The sequence below is a fragment of the Algoriphagus marinus genome (assembly GCF_001936475.1).
In the GTDB taxonomy this organism is placed as follows: Bacteria; Bacteroidota; Bacteroidia; order Cytophagales; family Cyclobacteriaceae; genus Algoriphagus; species Algoriphagus marinus.
Window position 1 is genome coordinate 190,567 of sequence record NZ_MSPQ01000002.1, and the last position, 16,506, is coordinate 207,072.

Genomic DNA, 16,506 nt, shown 5'->3' on the forward strand with positions numbered 1-16,506 from the left:
TAATAAATATTTAAATATGAAAACCGGTTTAAAATTTATTTTAAACCGGTTTGATTTTTCATCAATTAATTAACAAGTACATACACCTCCTCCACTGCAGTACAAACTTAGAATTGATGAATGGCAATTATCTACTTGCATTGGTCTAAAATTATTCCAGTTATCACATTGTAAATAACAGGTTCCCCCATACCCTCCGGTAATCTTTTTCATTTGACTTCGCTCAAGCACTTCTCCTGAAGTGAGCCTCAGCATTTCTAAACTAAGTTTTTTCATTTTTAGTATTGTTAAAATTTTTACGCTTATACTCGGTCATTGTGGAGCACCCGAGCAATATGCCCATTCATCGCGATTGAATATTTTTAACTGCAAGAGCAGCTTTTAATTTTTATTGTAACACATATTTCAAGTCCTCCACGGCGTAAGCCGAAGGCAACTCATAGCCATTGATGAAAATAGTGGGCGTATGGGTAATCTGCTCCTTGTCTGCCCAGTCCAGCATGGCTTTGATGTTCGATTCTTGCTTTGCCAGTTCTCCGTTCAGTGGATAGATTGCCGCAAAGGCTTCATAATCCTTTTTGTCCTGACTATACCAGTCATCTAAAGCTTGGCGGGTTTTTTCAAAATCTCCCTGAGAAGCAATTCCCAAAAGGTGCCGGATGGTATTGAGTCTAACCTCATCTCCTCCTCCGGGTACAAATACGATCTGCAAATCAATATTACCCGCTTCGTAGAGCTGCTCCAATAGCGGATGTGTACGGGCACAAGGACCACAATAAGGGTTACAAACCTTTAAGACATGGTACTTCGGATTTATCCCATTTAGGAATATCCCCAATCCTTCGGGATTGGAAGTGATCTGTCTGGACTTGCTCAGGAAATGATCGAAAAACTCCTTGTTTGACATGACCTTAGCCAATTTGCTCTTTACAGCATAAAGATCGGTCTTTGCAATCAAATAGGGCTTTAGACTCAGCCAGGCTAGCACACTAGCTAGAAAAAGAAATGAAAATACACTCCACTCACTTAGTGTTGAAGAGTTAAGCTCTGGCAAAAGGAATTGGCTAGCCCCAAATTCCAGCAATAGAATGCCGGATAACCACAGGCATAAGACACACCATTTTTTGAGCTTTACGCCCTGATAATATAAGGAAATAGGAATGATCGCTAAGCTGGAATAACTCAGCACACTTAAAAGTCCCAATCCTGAGACTGAAAATGAACTAAACATTAAAAGGGAAAATCCGGAGAAAAAATAAGCAAAAGCCAAATTGCTCAAACTGATCAAACCTCCGAATGAAAAGGAATCTAATACGGTATTGCAATCCACATTTTCACCTCCAGTACAAAATTGTGTAATTGCAGAGTTATTCTTATCCACCTCAGACCACAACAAAATAGTTGAAACAAACAAACCTGCCAATTTTAAACTGACGATTGCCAAAACTCCAATCGAGTACGAAGAATAGTCATCCCATCCTACCAAATTTCCAATAAACCAGCCTAAGCCAACAGCACCTAGTAAAAAAAGTAATGCTTTATAGGTTAGCTGCTCTTTTCTTCGCTGCTGATATCCCGGCTCTCCGGAGTCTTCTCCTTTCTCCAAGACTAGTGTAACCCCAGTCCATTTAGTAATAAATTCAGCTTTAGCCAGCTCAGCAGTCTTCCCCTTATCATCCAAATATTCCACCCGATCAGCTGATACCTTAGACAGGCAACTAAAATAAGGATAGGGATTTTGGTTGATTTGAACAACACATGGTAAGGGAAGCTGATCCAATTTATCCTCTCCGATTTGAAGCGCAAGACTTTCCACCTTGTATTCGGCCAAGGTATCAGAGATGGACAACAAGCTATGCGGCTCTGGATGTGTGAGCAATTTTCCGTTAAGAAAAGCGGAATTATAGGGCAATTTGATCAGGTCAAACAATCTCTTTGTACAGATCAGCGTATTTTCCATAGGTTGAAAACTAAAAAAAGTTAATTCCTTTTGATTCTTAATAACTAAAAGCTAATTTCCTACATCTCTAGGTATTAACCTAGTAAGATATTTCTAATTTTTAGTAAATTTTTACTTATTAGTTGTTTATGGAACTAGGATCTCGTTTGAAGAAAGCCCGCGAAGTAAAAAGACTTTCTCAGTATGATGTAGCGCACATATTGGGGGTCTCTCAGAAGACACTTTCGAATATTGAAAGCGGAAAAAGTATTCCAAACATATTCCAATTGGCTAAAATGGGAGAAATCTATGAGCTGGATTTGTTGGATTTTTTAGCTAAAGAAGGGATAGTTCTAACTAAATACCCCCCCCCCTCCTTCCTAAATCCATAATCATATCCACCAATCCAATCTAGAAACTAATTCAGAATTGAAAAGATTGGAAGGCTTGATAAATTAAAACCTATAACCTCTAAAAAAAACGGTTGAAATCTTCCGATTTGAACCGTTTTTTATTGGAATTGATTTTTTTCAGCTTTCTGACTTGAGCTTTCTGATTTAAAAAAAAGGTCCAAGCCCGAAGACTTGAACCAAATTTGCTGATTTCCTAAATCTAAAATCCTATCTCTAAAATCTTAAATCCCTTACCGCTTTCCCATTCCCGGCATTATCTTGCCAAGCGCGGCTTTGGCTCCGCCCATTTTGTTCATCTGCTTCATCATCTTGCGCATATCACCAAACTGCTTCATCAGATTATTCACTTCGACGATCGTTCTACCTGATCCAGCTGCCAATCGCTTTCTTCTGCTTCCATCGATGAGATCAGGATTAGATCGCTCAGCTGGAGTCATACTTTTAATAATCGCTTCGATCGGCTTGAAAGAGTCATCATCGATATCCAAGCCTTTCATGGCTTTGCCCATTCCCGGGATCATACCCATCAAGTCTTTGATATTTCCCATCTTTTTCACTTGCTCGAGCTGGGAAAGGAAATCATCAAAATTGAAATTATTGCCTCTAATCTTCGCATTGATTCGCTTAGCCTCGTCCTCATCAAAAGACTGTTGCGCACGCTCTACCAGAGAAATCACGTCACCCATTCCCAAGATTCGCTGGGCCATACGATCCGGATAGAAAATATCCAGATTCTCCATTTTCTCCCCTGTGGAGATGAATTTGATCGGCTTATTCACGACGTGGCGAATCGAAATTGCCGCTCCACCTCGGGTATCACCATCGAGTTTGGTCAATACTACCCCGTCGAAATTTAATCGCTCATCGAAGGTCTTCGCAGTATTCACCGCATCCTGACCGGTCATCGAATCCACGACAAAAAGTGTCTCGGATGGATTCAAGGCTCTTTTCAGCTCCTCGATCTCATTCATCATCTGATCATCCACAGCCAGACGACCTGCTGTATCGACGATCACTGTTTTCTTGCCTGTCTTCTTAGCGTAGGCAATCGCATTGCTGGCGATCTGAAGTGCATTTTTATTTTCCGGCTCGGCATACACCTCCACTCCGATCTGCTCACCCAGCACTTTCAACTGGTCAATCGCCGCAGGCCGGTAGATATCACAGGCCACCAAAAGGACTTGACGCCCTTGTTTTTTCAAAAAGCTACCAAGTTTCCCTGTAAATGTAGTCTTACCAGAACCCTGCAAACCTGCAATCAAAATTACTGCTGGGTCACCACTGAGTTTGATGTCCACTTTGGATCCACCCATAAGCTTGGTCAACTCTTCCTGAGTGATCTTGATCAGTAATTGACCCGGAGAAACAGAGATCAAAACATCTCTTCCAAGTGCTTCTGTGCGGATGGTATCGGTTACTTCCTTGGCTACTTTATAGTTAACGTCAGCATCAATCAAGGCTCTTCTGATTTCCTTAACCGTACTTGCTACGTTGATTTCGGTGATTTTACCAGTTCCCTTAAGTGTTTTAAAGGCACGGTCGAGTTTTAAACTTAAATTATCAAACATTCGATTTCTCAGCTATTTGTCGCAAAAGTACAAATTTTCAATCCAGATAGAAAGGAGAGTTTGATCAAATCCCAAGATGATCTTCGCTTTTTTGATTCTTCGCTTTGGGTATAAATTCCTAATTTGCGACATAATCTCTAATCCTCTCCGAATTTCTTTTTTCATGAAGCCAGATTTCAAAAAAGACATCCTCCCCCACTTGCTAGGTATTGCTATTTTCTATGCGATAGTAGCCTTTTATTTTTCTCCGGTTGTATTTCAGGATCAGGTAATCTTCCAGGGCGATATTCTCCAGTGGGAAGGTTCGGCAAAGGAAGCGATGGATTTCCGGGCCGCAACCGGAGAAGAAGCACTTTGGACCAATAGCATGTTTGGTGGTATGCCCGCATATTTCATCAGCATGGAGTTCCCAGGTGACATCACCAATGCTGTCATTTTAGTTTTGACCCTTGGCCTGCCACATCCTGTGAATGGTTTATTTTTTGGAATGCTTTCCATGTACCTGTTATTGCTAGCATTTGGGGTAAGGCCTGTTTTTGCGATCATAGGATCTGTAGCTTTTTCATTCAACACCTATAATCTCCTCAGTCTGGAAGCTGGCCACAATGCCAAAATCTGGGCGGTATGCCTGATTCCTTTAATTCTAACAGGTATTCACTTGGCTTTCGAGCGAAAGCGAATCCTTGGGGCGGCACTTCTTGCCTTGGGACTTTTGCTCCAGTTGAAGTTCAATCACCTTCAAATCACTTATTACACACTCCTCACTTCTGTTATTTATGTGTTAGTGCGATTGATATTTGATTGGAAAAAAGAGGGCATTGTGCAGATTTCAAAGACCCTTGGTTTTTTGATTTTGGGAGCTATACTAGCCGTAGGAGGAAATATCGGCCGCTTGGCTACAGCTTTGGAATACAGCCCCTATTCTACCCGGGGAGAGGCTACCTTAGAGTCTGCCGGCGCGGGCTTGGATAAGGATTACGCATTCTCCTGGTCCAACGGGAAATTAGAAACCCTCACCCTTTTGGTGCCTGATTTCTATGGAGGTGGCAGCCAAACTCCTTTGGGGAAAAACTCAGCTTCCGAAAAAGCGCTTCGAGCAAACGGATTGGATGCGCAACAGATTAATGGATTTATCCAAGGTGCACCAACCTATTGGGGTGATCAACCTTTCACCGGCGGACCGATTTACGGGGGCGCAATTCTTGTTTTCCTCGCAATACTTGGTATTTGGGCTGCGCCAAAAGAAAGCCTTTACACCTTTGGAGCAATTATTATCTTTTCAATTCTACTCTCCTGGGGAAAAAACCTGAGTTGGTTCAACTACCTGCTTTTCGATATTTTACCTGGTTACAATAAATTCCGGGCAGTTTCCATGGCTTTGGGAATGACGCTATTTGCGATACCGGTTCTGGGAATGATTTCATTGGAGCGGTTGATACAATCCAAAAACCTGAAACCACTTTTGATCTCTGGGGGAATTGTCGGAGGACTTTTGCTTCTTTTAGCTATAGGTGCAGGGATGTTTCGCTTTGACGGTGCAGCAGATCAAAGCTTACCAGAGTGGCTGATTAGTTCGCTAAAACAAGATCGAAAAGCCATGCTACAAGCCTCCGCTTGGAAGAGTTTAGGGTTTTTAGCAGCAGCATTCGTATTGATCTATTTCACAATCAAAGGGAAGATCTCCGATTTGGCACTTGGACTTGGACTACTCGCATTGGTTACGATTGATCTTTGGTCTGTCAATCGACAGTATCTGAACAATGAATCTTTCCAGCCTAGTCCCGCCAAGAGTTTCTTTGCCATCACTCCTGCCGAGCAGGAAATCGAAAAAGATGATGCTCATTTTAGAGTTTTGAGTCTAACAGAATCTTTGACAAAAGGAGCGCGGACGAGTTACCGCTTCCAAAGTCTAAGTGGCTATCATGGCGCAAAACTTCGAAGATATCAGGATTTACTGGACAATAGACTTCAGTTTGAACTGAATGATTTTATAGCCAAAGCTCAGGAAGGTGAATTTGATTTTGAGGGAATTCAGACTATGAATATGCTGAATACGAAATACATTATCGCCGGAACGGCAGCGAATGCGGTTTTTGAAAATCCTGCGGCTAATGGTGCAGCTTGGGTTCCAATGGAGATTGTAGGCGTACAAAGCAATCAAGCCGAACTCGAGCAACTTGGTGAGATCGATACCAAAAAAGTGGCAACTGTCAACACCACGGAATTCGAAGATATCAACGCGGGTATGGGTCAGATTACCTTGAATTCCTATTTGCCAAATGAATTGAACTATACCGCAACCATGCGACAGGCTGGATTGGGAGTTTTCTCTGAGATCTACTATCCAAAAGGCTGGACAGCCACTATAGATGGGAAAGAGGCGGAAATTATTCGGGTGGATTATTTACTTCGGGGCTTGAATATCCCAGAAGGCTCGCATGAGATCATCTTCAAATTTGCACCAACCAGCTATACCGCCACCAAAACCCCAATGATCATTTTCCAATATTTGATTTTGGCGGGATTGATTGCGGGGATTTTCTTTACCTATAAAAAGCAATCCGATGGAAATCAATAAAGATAAAGTCATCAGCTTTTACGATCAGTTTGCCGAGAAGCAGGAAGTGACGGGTATCAACTCCCGACACCTAAGCATTCTGGATAAGGTCGTTACTGCCGGACTAAAATCTCATCATTCCATTCTTGAAATCGGTTGTGGGATTGGTACAGTTTCTCATTTGCTTGCGCATCAAGCGAAAAGCGGGGAAGTCTTAGCGGTGGATATTTCGCCGGAAAGTATTGAGAAAGCCAAGGAAATCTGGAAGGATCAGCAGAATCTAACGTTTGAGGTTTCGGACATGTCAAATTTTGATAAGCCTGGTAAAAAGTTTGATTTCTTTGTATTCCCAGATGTATTGGAACACATTCCTGTCGATCAGCATGCGCGATTGTTTCAGAATATTCAAAAGCATTCGCATTCTGAATCGGTGGTATTTATTCACATTCCGGCGCCACGCTATCTCCAATGGATGATCGAGAATGAACCGGAAAAACTTCAAGTTATTGATCAGCCTTTGGATTCCGGGGAATTGATCAAAAGCTTGACTAAGAATGGATTTTATCTTGAAAAGATGGAAACTTATCCTATATTTTTTCAGGAAAAAGATTATCAATATTTCGTGTTCAGGGCGTCTAAACCACTGGGAAAATCTACTCCTCGGGGAAAATGGGAGGTTTTAAAGGAAAGAATGAGGATACGACTTCGGTATGGAATCGTCAAATAGAAATTTTGATTTCGGTTGAATTAAAAAAAAGAAAATGAAAATTACAGAAAATGCAATGGTGGGATTGACTTACGAATTGAAGGTAAGCAAAGATGCAGATGATATTGAGTCGGCACCATTCAGCGTAGAGATTCGGGACGAGGAAGATCCTTTTTACTTCATATTTGGACAAAGTGGTTTGCCTGAAAAATTCGAAGAATTACTTGCTGAAAAGTCTCAGGGTGATGAATTCTCCTTTATCATCAAAGTAGAAGAAGCATATGGCACCGCTAGTGAGGAACTATTGATCACACTCCCAAAAAGTCAATTTTCCACGGAACAGGGATTTTCAAAAGAAATGCTTGAGGAAGGTAATTTCCTTCCACTGATGGATGAAAATGGCTATCCTATGCAAGCAAAAGTGATCAAGGACTTGGGTGAAGATTTGTTACTGGACTTTAATCATCCTTTGGTAGATTTTGACTTACATTTTGAAGGGAGCGTACTGGAAGTCCGAGAGGCGACCGAAGACGAACTATCTCAAGGGAATAAGTATGAGGAAGATGAAGCGGAAGATTAACCTTTCAAATTAAATCCGGTTTTTGATTTAAAAAGCTATGTTTTCTCTGTAGTTTACTCCGTTAGTGAAGATACTAACGGAGCCATAGAATAAATCCTTTGCGTCCTTCGCGAAAACCTCCGTGGGCTTGGTGGTAAAAAGAATTCGTTTCCAGACTCCCGCATCTACATTCGTTTTCCAAATCAAAATCCTGCGCAGGAGAAAATGGGGTTGGATTCCTATTTACCTCGAGCAGGGCTACAAACAAATCGCTCCTCTGGAGCTCGGCTATTCGACATTTGTAATGTCGAATCTGGATCATAGGATTTTCAATCCGCTTACAGCCTACCCCTTTTGCAAAATACCTATTTGATCGTTGTTTCTTCCTTTGGTGAAGACACTAACGGAGGCAAGGATACTAACGTAGACAAGGGAATACTAAGCTGTCCCTCCTGTGGAGATTCTACAAAATCAATATTTGACTGAATCTTCCAATTTTAGAATATATCTTTTGTGCCCTCCGCGAAAACCTCTGTGGACTTGGTGGTTAAAAAAAATTACCTGAGCGTCATCACTTTTTCTTCATCCCAAGTTAAATAAACCCGATCACCGATTTGGAATTTTCGCTGAGGATCGTCTACTTCCCAAAGTTCACCGGATTCTTTAATTCGGATTTGAAGCGAATTAAAGTGTACTAAAAAGCGCAAATCCTCCACGTGAGCTAAAATACCTTTACTTGTTCTTAGCTTGACGTCTGCTGGTCGGATATAGGTTCTTTCTTCTTTAGATATCGAATTAATCGAAGAGAAAAGACGTGCGACATATTTTGATTTTGGACGCTCACACAAGTGTTTTGAATTTCCTTCTTGTACGACTTTCCCCTTTTGGAGAATCACAAGATTATCAGTCAATCGCAGTGCATCATCTAAATCATGTGTGACGAAAACTACGGTGGTCCCCATAGCCTTCAGGGTAGTTTTTAGCTCAGCAATCAAGCCTTGTTTCTGGATCGTATCCAACGAGCTAAAGGGCTCATCCAGCAAAAGCACTTCAGGCTCTACACTCAAAGCCTTTGCGATCGCTACTTTTTGTTTTTGCCCTCCGGAAAGTTCCCTTGGAAAGCGATCCCGAAACGGCTGTAATCCTAGCATTTGAATTAACTGCTCCACCCGCTGTTTGGCATAGCTTTTATCAAATTGGAGTAAAGGGCGGGCAATGTTTTCTACCACAGTGGAATTGGGGAACAAATGAAAATCCTGATAAATCAATTTGATTTCCGGATAGCCTGCTACGATTTTATGTTTGGGACTCTGGATTTCCATTTCTCCCAAAAATACTCGCCCGGAATCCTGTACTTCCAAACCCGCCATAATCCGAAGTAGGGTGCTTTTACCCGAACCGCTTTCTCCCACTATACTTAAGAAATCGCCTCTTTCAAGCGAAATTGAAACAGGATGTAAGGCAGGTTGATCAGTATAGGATTTGGAAACTTCTTGAATCGAAAAATAACTCATGGGCGAATTTCTGCTTGGATTTTTTTAGGGAGACTGCTCAAAATTAAGTCATATGAATGATCCACCAACTCCAAAATCAATTTATCCGGAACATTTCCAATCACACTGACCGAATTCCAAGTTTTCTTATTCATATGGTAACCAGGTGTAATCCCAGGATAGCGTTCTCGCAATTCTGCAGCGCGCTCCGGATCACATTTGAGATTGACGAAATCAAAGTTGGAGATTGTACAAATGGAAAAAATCTTGCCTCCAACCCGAAAGCAAAGTGTATCAGGGTTAAAAGGAGTGTCTTCAGTTACTCCTGCCTTCGCTAGACAGTAATCTCTATAAAATTCAAGAGTCATGGAGTGAATATAAAAAAATAGGACTGTTGGCTATACTCCCAGTAGTCCTGTTTTTTTTGTTTAGCTAGCCTGGTATCGGGTGTTAGATGAAATAGAAACCCATATTTCACCCCAATTTGAGGTAAGTTATTTCTACTTACTGGAATGAAAGCCAAAACGGAATATTAGATAAATCGCTTCACAATCCAAAAAATAATTGCGAATAGAAATACGATGATCGATATCTTATTGATTCCGTGCATCATTCGCAGATTAAGATTTGATTTTTTGTTTGGATCTGGCTTTTTGAAAACATTCAAGAAGTAATTGCCGACTTCACCTAATTTGAAGAACTCCTCAACTTTATTTTTTTCAGACATGATTTCTTTATTTGAAGTGGTAACAGGATGAGGAAAGAATTGGTTTATTTTTTTTTAAGAGGTATGAAATAGGATTTAAGATTTGATTGCCAAGTGAATCAATCGGTAAACGCTATTTAGGGAAGTACAACGTAACCTTTAAGCTTTCTCACTTTAGACTTCTGACTTTCCTCCTACTTTCTCACTTTAGACTTCTAACTTCCCTCCTACTTTCTCACTTTAGACTTGTGAATTTAATCTAATTCGAAACCTTCGAGGTTTTGAAAACCTCAAAGGTTACATTTCTTCCGGCTCATTCCACATCCCGTCTTCCTTGATGATATTGATCAATTCATCCACTGCTCGCTCGGAGGGAACAGATCGCTTGACCACTTCTTTCCCTTTATAGAGGGTAATTTTTCCTTTTCCCGAACCTACGTAGCCAAAATCTGCATCTGCCATTTCTCCAGGCCCATTCACGATGCAACCCATGATTCCAATCTTCACTCCTTTCAGGTGATCGGTGCGCTTACGGATCATCGCAGTGGTTTCCTGAAGATCAAAGAGCGTTCTTCCACAGGAAGGACAAGAAATGTATTCTGTCTTGGACATTCTAGTTCGCGCTGCTTGAAGCACACCAAAACCAGTAGCATTATGCAATTTGATTTGATCCAAAAACTCTTCCCGAGTATGTGATTTTTCTTTTTCCAAAGAAATAAAAATCCCATCGCCTAATCCATCAATCAGCAATCCTCCAACATCTGTTGCAGCGTAAAGCATCGTTTCGTCAGCAGTTTGATCGGGATAACTCACTTTGATGACCACCGGGATTTTAAGATCGGCATTCATGAGGCTTACCATTGCGCGGCGCAAAGCCGGCATAGAATGACTATTGGAGGTCTTTAGAATCAAAACCGTATCAGTTCGATTTCCGACCAAAGGAATAGCTTCTTTAATTTGTGTATCAGCTATTTCTAAGAAATTTAGCTCCGGATGAAACGCTTTGGAATTTTCAAATTCTGCTAGGGTAAAGAGCGGGAATTTATTTCCTCTGTCTTTACTTTGATTCCATATTTCTAAATCCTGAATTTCTTTCATACCATTTGGAAGCATGAAAGGGATGGCATTTTTACCGGAATACACGAAGTCGCAACCCTGATCATTCATCTTCCACTTATCCAGTTCTGGTAAGTAAAAATGCCCGACCTGCTTCATCTCTTTAGGAGTGATTTCCGAAATTTTAGAGATATCAGTGATTACCCGAGGCACATTGTGATCTCCGAAATTGTACACTTCCTTCGTCTCACGCTTCGCATGATCAAATGGATGAATGGGATATTGGGTTATTGGGCGAATCGGATCATGATGAGCGCGATGTGCGTAGCGATCGATCAAAGCTTTAGCAACGGGAGCTTCAAATTCAGGATCTTCGGTCAAAGAAACTCGAACTGTATCTCCCAAACCATCTTCCAACAGCGTTCCGATTCCCACTGCAGATTTGATCCGGCCATCTTCTGCCTCACCAGCCTCGGTCACACCAAGATGAAGTGGATAAGGTTTGAAACCACCCTCATTCAGTTTTTGAACCAAAAGCCGATAAGCTTGAACCATAACCTGAGTATTGGATGACTTCATCGAAATCACGATCTGATTGTAATTTTCATCCTCGCAGATTCGTAGAAACTCCAAGGCAGATTCCACCATTCCAAGGGGAGAATCTCCGTATCGGCTCATGATTCGATCCGAAAGGGAACCGTGGTTGGTGCCGATTCGCATTGCGGTGCCATTTTCCTTACAGATTTTCACCAAAGGAAGGAATCGCTCGCGGATTCGATCCAGCTCCTCTTGATAGCTGGCATCGGTATAGTCTATGACTTCAAATTTCTTTTTATCGGCGTAGTTGCCTGGATTTACACGCACTTTTTCGACAATACGAGCAGCTACTTCTGCCGCATTTGGTGTGAAGTGAATATCTGCCACCAGAGGTGTTGTATAGCCTCTTTTACGAAGTTCAGCCTTGATATTTTTTAGATTTTCAGCTTCCTTAATACTTGGCGCTGTGATCCGAATCAGTTCACAACCACTCTCGATCATTCGGATACTCTGCTCCACCGAACCAATCGTATCCATGGTATCCACTGTAGTCATGGATTGTACCACAATGTGGTTATCTCCTCCGATGATGACATCGCCGATTTGTACTGGGATGGTTTTACGACGAGAATAGTGCGTGAGACTATCGCAATAGATTTGATCTAAACTCTTGATGCTTGACTCCATAAATACTTAAATATCGCCCAATTGAGGTCTGATGGTAATTTCTTCAACAACGGATTGTGGGGAAAGGTTATAGGCTCCCCAGACGCATTCAGCTACGTCTTCAGCCTTCATAAAACGCTCTAGCGGTAAATCAGACCCTTCCCAACTTGCAGTGTAAGTAGCTCCTGGAAGAATGGAAGTCACTTTAATCTGATGTGGCTTGAGCTCCTCACGAAGGCATTTGGTCATGCCGAGCATTGCCCACTTTGATACTGCATAGCTGCCTCCATTTGGGTATGCGGTTGTTCCGGCAATTGAACCCATACTGAAAATATAGCCAGATTTCCGAGCTATCATTTCCTTGACAAAAGCACGAGTCAGATGATATGCGGAAAATAGATTCGTCTCCATCATCAGCTCAAAGTTTCCTTCCGGTTCATCGTGAATGGATCCCGGAAGGAAAATCCCGGTATTATTTACCAAGACATCAGGGGTCGCAATTCCTTTGACATATTCAGCAAATGCCTTGACTTCCTCTTTTTGAGATAAATCTGCTTGCTTCGCAAAAACCTTAATCCCAGAAAACTCACTTTCAATTTGCTCTTTAAGCTCTTCCAGTTCTTTGGCATTTCGAGAACAGGTGAAAATGTCGAAGCCCTCAGCTGCAAATCTGGAAATGATCGCTCTTCCGATTCCTTTGGTACCTCCTGTGACTAGGATACTTTTGATCATTTGGTTAGTAGTTTAATAGTTAGTGTGACAACTATCTAGCACGAGCAAAGTTACATTTTTTTGTCAAAAGAGTGCGGAAACTTGCATTCTCCCCACATGAACTATCCGGTCCAGTCCCTGGGAATTTCTTCCTTCATAAACCAGATTCAACTGTAGCCCCTCTCCTATTTTTTGTAGCCAGTTCAAGTTCCAGGTGATATTCGTGCCAGGAGTCAATGCTTGCAGCATTTCGTAGCCCACTGGAGAATTCACCTCTCCGTTATAATCAATCTGGATCAATTTCAGAGTGCCTGTAAGCGTCGTGCGAATTGCTTTTGCGTAGCGTAAATCCACTCCAACTTGATGCAATTGAGCAGTTTCTTCAAACTCTATATTCTGCAAATTTTCTTTTCCTGTAAAAGAATAAGTCATCGTGGTTCGGAAATAAGGATTGGGTTGCCAAGCGAATTCAGGACCGATTTGACTTTGTTGAATGGTATAGTTCCGGTTTTGCAGAAAGTCGGAAGCAGAACTTCTTTGTCCAGTCCCGGCAATTATTCGCAGGGTGGTCTGCCCATTGAAATTATAGCGGGTGTTCAATTTCCAATCCTTTTGAATCAAATCCTCAAAGCCTCCCGAAAGCAACTGCTTGAATTGAGAATCAAAAAGCGAAAGGTCAAACCCATAGGAAGCTGCCGCACGATTGAAGAAAAAACTACTACGAATGACTTGCCTAAGGGATATGATTTCATCCCGATCAATATTTCCAATAAAGGGATTCACGCGATCTTTAAATTGATCAGAAGTGACTTTTTTCTCAACACTTAGACTTGTTGTATTCGAAAACTTTTGGAGAAAAGCTTTCAGACCGGCTTCTTTCTTCCAATTCTCCGGGAATCTTGCCTGCAAACGATAATTTAAAATACTGGTATAAGCCTGAATGTAGGTATCTGTAGGTACGAAAATTTTGATGTATTGCTTTTCTTCCGGATTGATCGCAAGGTAAAACTCATTCAATTGCTGAACCCCGTCGCCATTATCATCCCGCCAAGTATGCGTACCGTCCCCGTTTGGAGCTGGAAGAAAAACAAACTCCCGCTGCAATTCCCTACCATTTCCAATCGCATAGCTCACCTCATTTCGGAGGGAGTTTTTCCAAATACTACCCTGATAATCCAACTTTCCCATCACAGTCAGCTCTTCCGGCAAATCCCTTTGGATAAAGGCAAGCGTACGGTATGTAAATGTAGAACTCAAACTATGCTGGGTCCATTGCTTGCGAAAGGTCAAATTGGAAGTAAAGGCTTTGGTATCTTTCAGAAGCTCACCTGCAAAAGGGGCCTTATCCTCTCTCCAAGCTGCATCAGCCAAAAAGGAGTATGAAAGTGAATCATTGCTGCGCAAAAAAAACAGATGTTCTTTGAAGTTCATCGCAGTGCTGACTACTGAATCCGTTTCAGAATTCCGAAGGGCATTTTGGTCCAGGGAAAACTGATATCCCGGAACGAGAATTTTAGAGTTATAACTGACATTCGCCAAATACCGAGTCCAGTCAGAATTCAAGCTATCAAGCTCACTGTTCAATCTAAAAAACTCTTGCCTCACCCGAATTTTCTTCCCCAATTGGATATTCCAATTTCCAGTATGCTGAGTTCCATTCAGAACGTTTTCACGGTTACGCATGTAAACCAAGTAATTGAACCGATTCAAATTGTCTTTTTCGAATCCCAAGCCAGCCCTAAAGAAATGCTCAGCTGCCGCTTTTCGAAGATCAGACTGATTCAATCCCCAATCTCGGTCAAACTCTATGTATCGAAATCGATCGATGAAATTGAAATTGGTTGAGTTGTATTCAAATTCTGTTTGGCCTTTCATGGTATAGCCTTTAAAAATATTGGAAGATCGCCCTTCCGATTGAAGTCCCACTTTCCAAGCTAGGCCTTGATTATCCTCATCGCCAAGTTCCGAAAACAGGTTTTTATCAGTAGATGAAAGTGCTAACTCCGTGTAGGCTTTTTCATATTCACCTAATTTGACACGTGTGCCTGCTGTAGTCATTCGCTTGCTGTCAGGTGCGGGAAGTTGAGTGAGGATTGAGTAATCCCCTTGTCGAACTCCGTTGATTCGAGGGATATATTCAAACACGGTTCCATTAGAAAGCTGGCTGGACCTTCGGTAATCGCCGAGTCCCTGGCCTACCTGAGAAAATGAAAGTGCAAAATGCGCCAGATCCGGATCAGAAGAATAGCGGTAATACGTAAGCATTTCTCCATTTTCCCCTTCCTCTTCTATTCTTTCATAAAGAATTCTGTTGGGGTCAAAAGCAACGCTGTCAATTCTGGGAATCAAAGCCAACTCCGTTTGATCTCCCACTGATGCCAAAAGAGCCAATTCCTGTTGAGAAAAATCAGTAAAAAGTGGGCGGTTTCGGTTGTCTTTTTCCTGATAGTAATTCAAATAAATATCAAATTTCCCATTAGTCTGGGTGTGATTTGCTCCAATAATTGACCGACTGTAGTTTCGTTCAGCATATTCAAAATCAATTCGAATTCGAGAATATTGAGTGATCAATACTTTCGGGGTAAAAGTGATTTCAGCCTGATTGTAGTCAATCACATAATCCTCATTGAATCCACGCTGAAGCAATCTCCCATCCAAAAAGACCCGTTCGGAATTAGCCATTATAATGACAAACCGTTCATTGTTAGGCCCACTGATCCGGTAAGGACCAAGTGTGCCCTCGATAATTGGAAGTTGAATTGATGCAAATTTCCCTTTGGCGATCGAAGCGAAGCCTTGAGAGCTGGATGTCCATTTTTCGTTTAGCTTATAATTCGCCGTGAATTGAAGCCCTTGCACATTTTTGTAGTAGCGAAGAAATTCCGATTGCCGTTGTTGCAATACTACATCTCCCGCAGCAAGGGAAAAGTCATCGTTGTAAAGTTCAATAAGGACATTATCAAAGTCTTGAATCTGTTGGGTATTCCCCTCGGGCTGAAAGGGCACATTTTGATCTGTGATACTGGCACGAATATTCAAATTCTCAGAAATAGCTCCCTCCAGCTGAAGATTCAGAGCAGAGTTGACGAATACATTTTGAGTATTTCCGAAGGAAATCCCACGTGTGAGACTTCCACTTTTGTATAAATCCGTGGTTGGAAAAAGCTCCTCCCGGAAATCAAAAGCTGGCAACTCAGCCATTTGAGCATCCTGAAACCTCGCCATGGAATCGTAATCTGTCATCAGTGTCCTCCGAGCGACAGGCTGATCAAACCGGATACTGAATGTCCGAAAGCAAACTTGAATTGAATCCGGAACAGGATTTTCTCCATAATCCACTTGCAGTAAATTCTTACTTAGGTCGAAGCGATAGTTAAGAGGATTGCCAGACTTGTTGGTTATGCGAATACTTTCTTCAATTCCTGAAAGGGAATCCAATTCGGTAGGTTCTAAAAAATAATCTCCTGCATACCAGCGACACTTTTCCTGAGCATTTGCTGCTGAAAAAGAACCTAAGAGTAAAAACCAGGAAAATATCCAAACTCGCATATTCAATCTGAATCAGCTTTTAGTTCCAAGGTACTAAAAACAGCTT

General features: G+C 41.7%; 12 protein-coding genes. 4 read left to right on the top strand and 8 right to left on the bottom strand.

Going from position 1 to position 16,506, the window contains the following annotated elements; translation table 11 throughout:
- Nucleotides 1–388: 388 nt before the first annotated feature.
- Entirely contained in the window at nucleotides 389–1,960 is a 1,572-nt protein-coding gene (locus tag BVC88_RS05275; RefSeq protein WP_075349609.1) for a cysteine peptidase family C39 domain-containing protein, read from the bottom strand.
- A gap of 128 nt (nucleotides 1,961–2,088) precedes the next feature.
- Here BVC88_RS05275 and BVC88_RS21730 point away from each other — a divergent pair, with 128 nt between their 5' ends.
- Entirely contained in the window at nucleotides 2,089–2,331 is a 243-nt protein-coding gene (locus BVC88_RS21730) for a helix-turn-helix domain-containing protein (protein ID WP_075349610.1), read from the top strand.
- A gap of 251 nt (nucleotides 2,332–2,582) precedes the next feature.
- Here the strand turns inward: BVC88_RS21730 and ffh are convergent, their stop codons facing one another.
- Nucleotides 2,583–3,920, bottom strand: a complete 1,338-nt coding sequence (gene ffh / locus BVC88_RS05285) for a signal recognition particle protein (protein WP_075349611.1) — start codon at nucleotides 3,918–3,920, stop codon at nucleotides 2,583–2,585.
- Between the two features lie 163 nt (nucleotides 3,921–4,083).
- Here ffh and BVC88_RS05290 point away from each other — a divergent pair, with 163 nt between their 5' ends.
- From BVC88_RS05290 to BVC88_RS05300, 3 genes are read left to right on the top strand one after another with little or no spacing between them, the layout of a single operon-like run.
- Nucleotides 4,084–6,498 carry a YfhO family protein gene (locus BVC88_RS05290; protein WP_075349612.1) on the top strand — a complete coding sequence of 805 codons (2,415 nt, stop codon included), beginning with the start codon at nucleotides 4,084–4,086 and terminating at the stop codon, nucleotides 6,496–6,498.
- The gene (locus tag BVC88_RS05295; RefSeq protein ID WP_075349613.1) at nucleotides 6,485–7,204 is read left to right on the top strand and encodes a class I SAM-dependent methyltransferase; all 720 of its coding nucleotides are present in this window, start codon (nucleotides 6,485–6,487) and stop codon (nucleotides 7,202–7,204) included. Before BVC88_RS05290 ends, BVC88_RS05295 begins: the two co-directional genes overlap by 14 nt.
- A 34-nt stretch (nucleotides 7,205–7,238) precedes the next feature.
- A complete protein-coding gene (locus BVC88_RS05300; protein ID WP_075349614.1) occupies nucleotides 7,239–7,763 on the top strand; it encodes an FKBP-type peptidyl-prolyl cis-trans isomerase in 525 nt (174 codons plus the stop codon).
- A gap of 536 nt (nucleotides 7,764–8,299) precedes the next feature.
- Here the strand turns inward: BVC88_RS05300 and BVC88_RS05310 are convergent.
- The 6 genes from BVC88_RS05310 to BVC88_RS05335 all read right to left on the bottom strand — a co-directional run bounded on the left by BVC88_RS05310 (nucleotide 8,300) and on the right by BVC88_RS05335 (nucleotide 16,460).
- Nucleotides 8,300–9,256, bottom strand: coding sequence for an ABC transporter ATP-binding protein (locus tag BVC88_RS05310; RefSeq protein ID WP_075349616.1), 957 nt, complete (start codon nucleotides 9,254–9,256; stop codon nucleotides 8,300–8,302).
- Nucleotides 9,253–9,603: an MmcQ/YjbR family DNA-binding protein gene (locus tag BVC88_RS05315; RefSeq protein WP_075349617.1), complete on the bottom strand. Its 351-nt coding sequence runs from the start codon at nucleotides 9,601–9,603 to the stop codon at nucleotides 9,253–9,255. Before BVC88_RS05315 ends, BVC88_RS05310 begins: the two co-directional genes overlap by 4 nt.
- A gap of 164 nt (nucleotides 9,604–9,767) precedes the next feature.
- Nucleotides 9,768–9,962, bottom strand: coding sequence for a DUF6728 family protein (locus BVC88_RS05320; RefSeq protein ID WP_075349618.1), 195 nt, complete (start codon nucleotides 9,960–9,962; stop codon nucleotides 9,768–9,770).
- A gap of 276 nt (nucleotides 9,963–10,238) precedes the next feature.
- Nucleotides 10,239–12,221, bottom strand: a complete 1,983-nt coding sequence (gene ispG, locus BVC88_RS05325) for a (E)-4-hydroxy-3-methylbut-2-enyl-diphosphate synthase (protein WP_075349619.1) — start codon at nucleotides 12,219–12,221, stop codon at nucleotides 10,239–10,241.
- A gap of 6 nt (nucleotides 12,222–12,227) precedes the next feature.
- Entirely contained in the window at nucleotides 12,228–12,932 is a 705-nt protein-coding gene (locus BVC88_RS05330; RefSeq protein ID WP_075349620.1) for an SDR family oxidoreductase, read from the bottom strand.
- A 63-nt stretch (nucleotides 12,933–12,995) separates the two neighbouring features.
- The gene (locus BVC88_RS05335) at nucleotides 12,996–16,460 is read right to left on the bottom strand and encodes a hypothetical protein (RefSeq protein WP_075349621.1); all 3,465 of its coding nucleotides are present in this window, start codon (nucleotides 16,458–16,460) and stop codon (nucleotides 12,996–12,998) included.
- Nucleotides 16,461–16,506 lie beyond the last annotated feature (46 nt).

Coding starts and splice junctions, on each gene's coding strand:
- BVC88_RS05275 (WP_075349609.1), bottom strand. CDS start 1,960: ATGGAAAATACGCTGATCTGTACAAAGAGATTGTTTGACCTGATCAAA.
- BVC88_RS21730 (WP_075349610.1), top strand. CDS start 2,089: ATGGAACTAGGATCTCGTTTGAAGAAAGCCCGCGAAGTAAAAAGACTT.
- ffh (WP_075349611.1), bottom strand. CDS start 3,920: ATGTTTGATAATTTAAGTTTAAAACTCGACCGTGCCTTTAAAACACTT.
- BVC88_RS05290 (WP_075349612.1), top strand. CDS start 4,084: ATGAAGCCAGATTTCAAAAAAGACATCCTCCCCCACTTGCTAGGTATT.
- BVC88_RS05295 (WP_075349613.1), top strand. CDS start 6,485: ATGGAAATCAATAAAGATAAAGTCATCAGCTTTTACGATCAGTTTGCC.
- BVC88_RS05300 (WP_075349614.1), top strand. CDS start 7,239: ATGAAAATTACAGAAAATGCAATGGTGGGATTGACTTACGAATTGAAG.
- BVC88_RS05310 (WP_075349616.1), bottom strand. CDS start 9,256: ATGAGTTATTTTTCGATTCAAGAAGTTTCCAAATCCTATACTGATCAA.
- BVC88_RS05315 (WP_075349617.1), bottom strand. CDS start 9,603: ATGACTCTTGAATTTTATAGAGATTACTGTCTAGCGAAGGCAGGAGTA.
- BVC88_RS05320 (WP_075349618.1), bottom strand. CDS start 9,962: ATGTCTGAAAAAAATAAAGTTGAGGAGTTCTTCAAATTAGGTGAAGTC.
- ispG (WP_075349619.1), bottom strand. CDS start 12,221: ATGGAGTCAAGCATCAAGAGTTTAGATCAAATCTATTGCGATAGTCTC.
- BVC88_RS05330 (WP_075349620.1), bottom strand. CDS start 12,932: ATGATCAAAAGTATCCTAGTCACAGGAGGTACCAAAGGAATCGGAAGA.
- BVC88_RS05335 (WP_075349621.1), bottom strand. CDS start 16,460: ATGCGAGTTTGGATATTTTCCTGGTTTTTACTCTTAGGTTCTTTTTCA.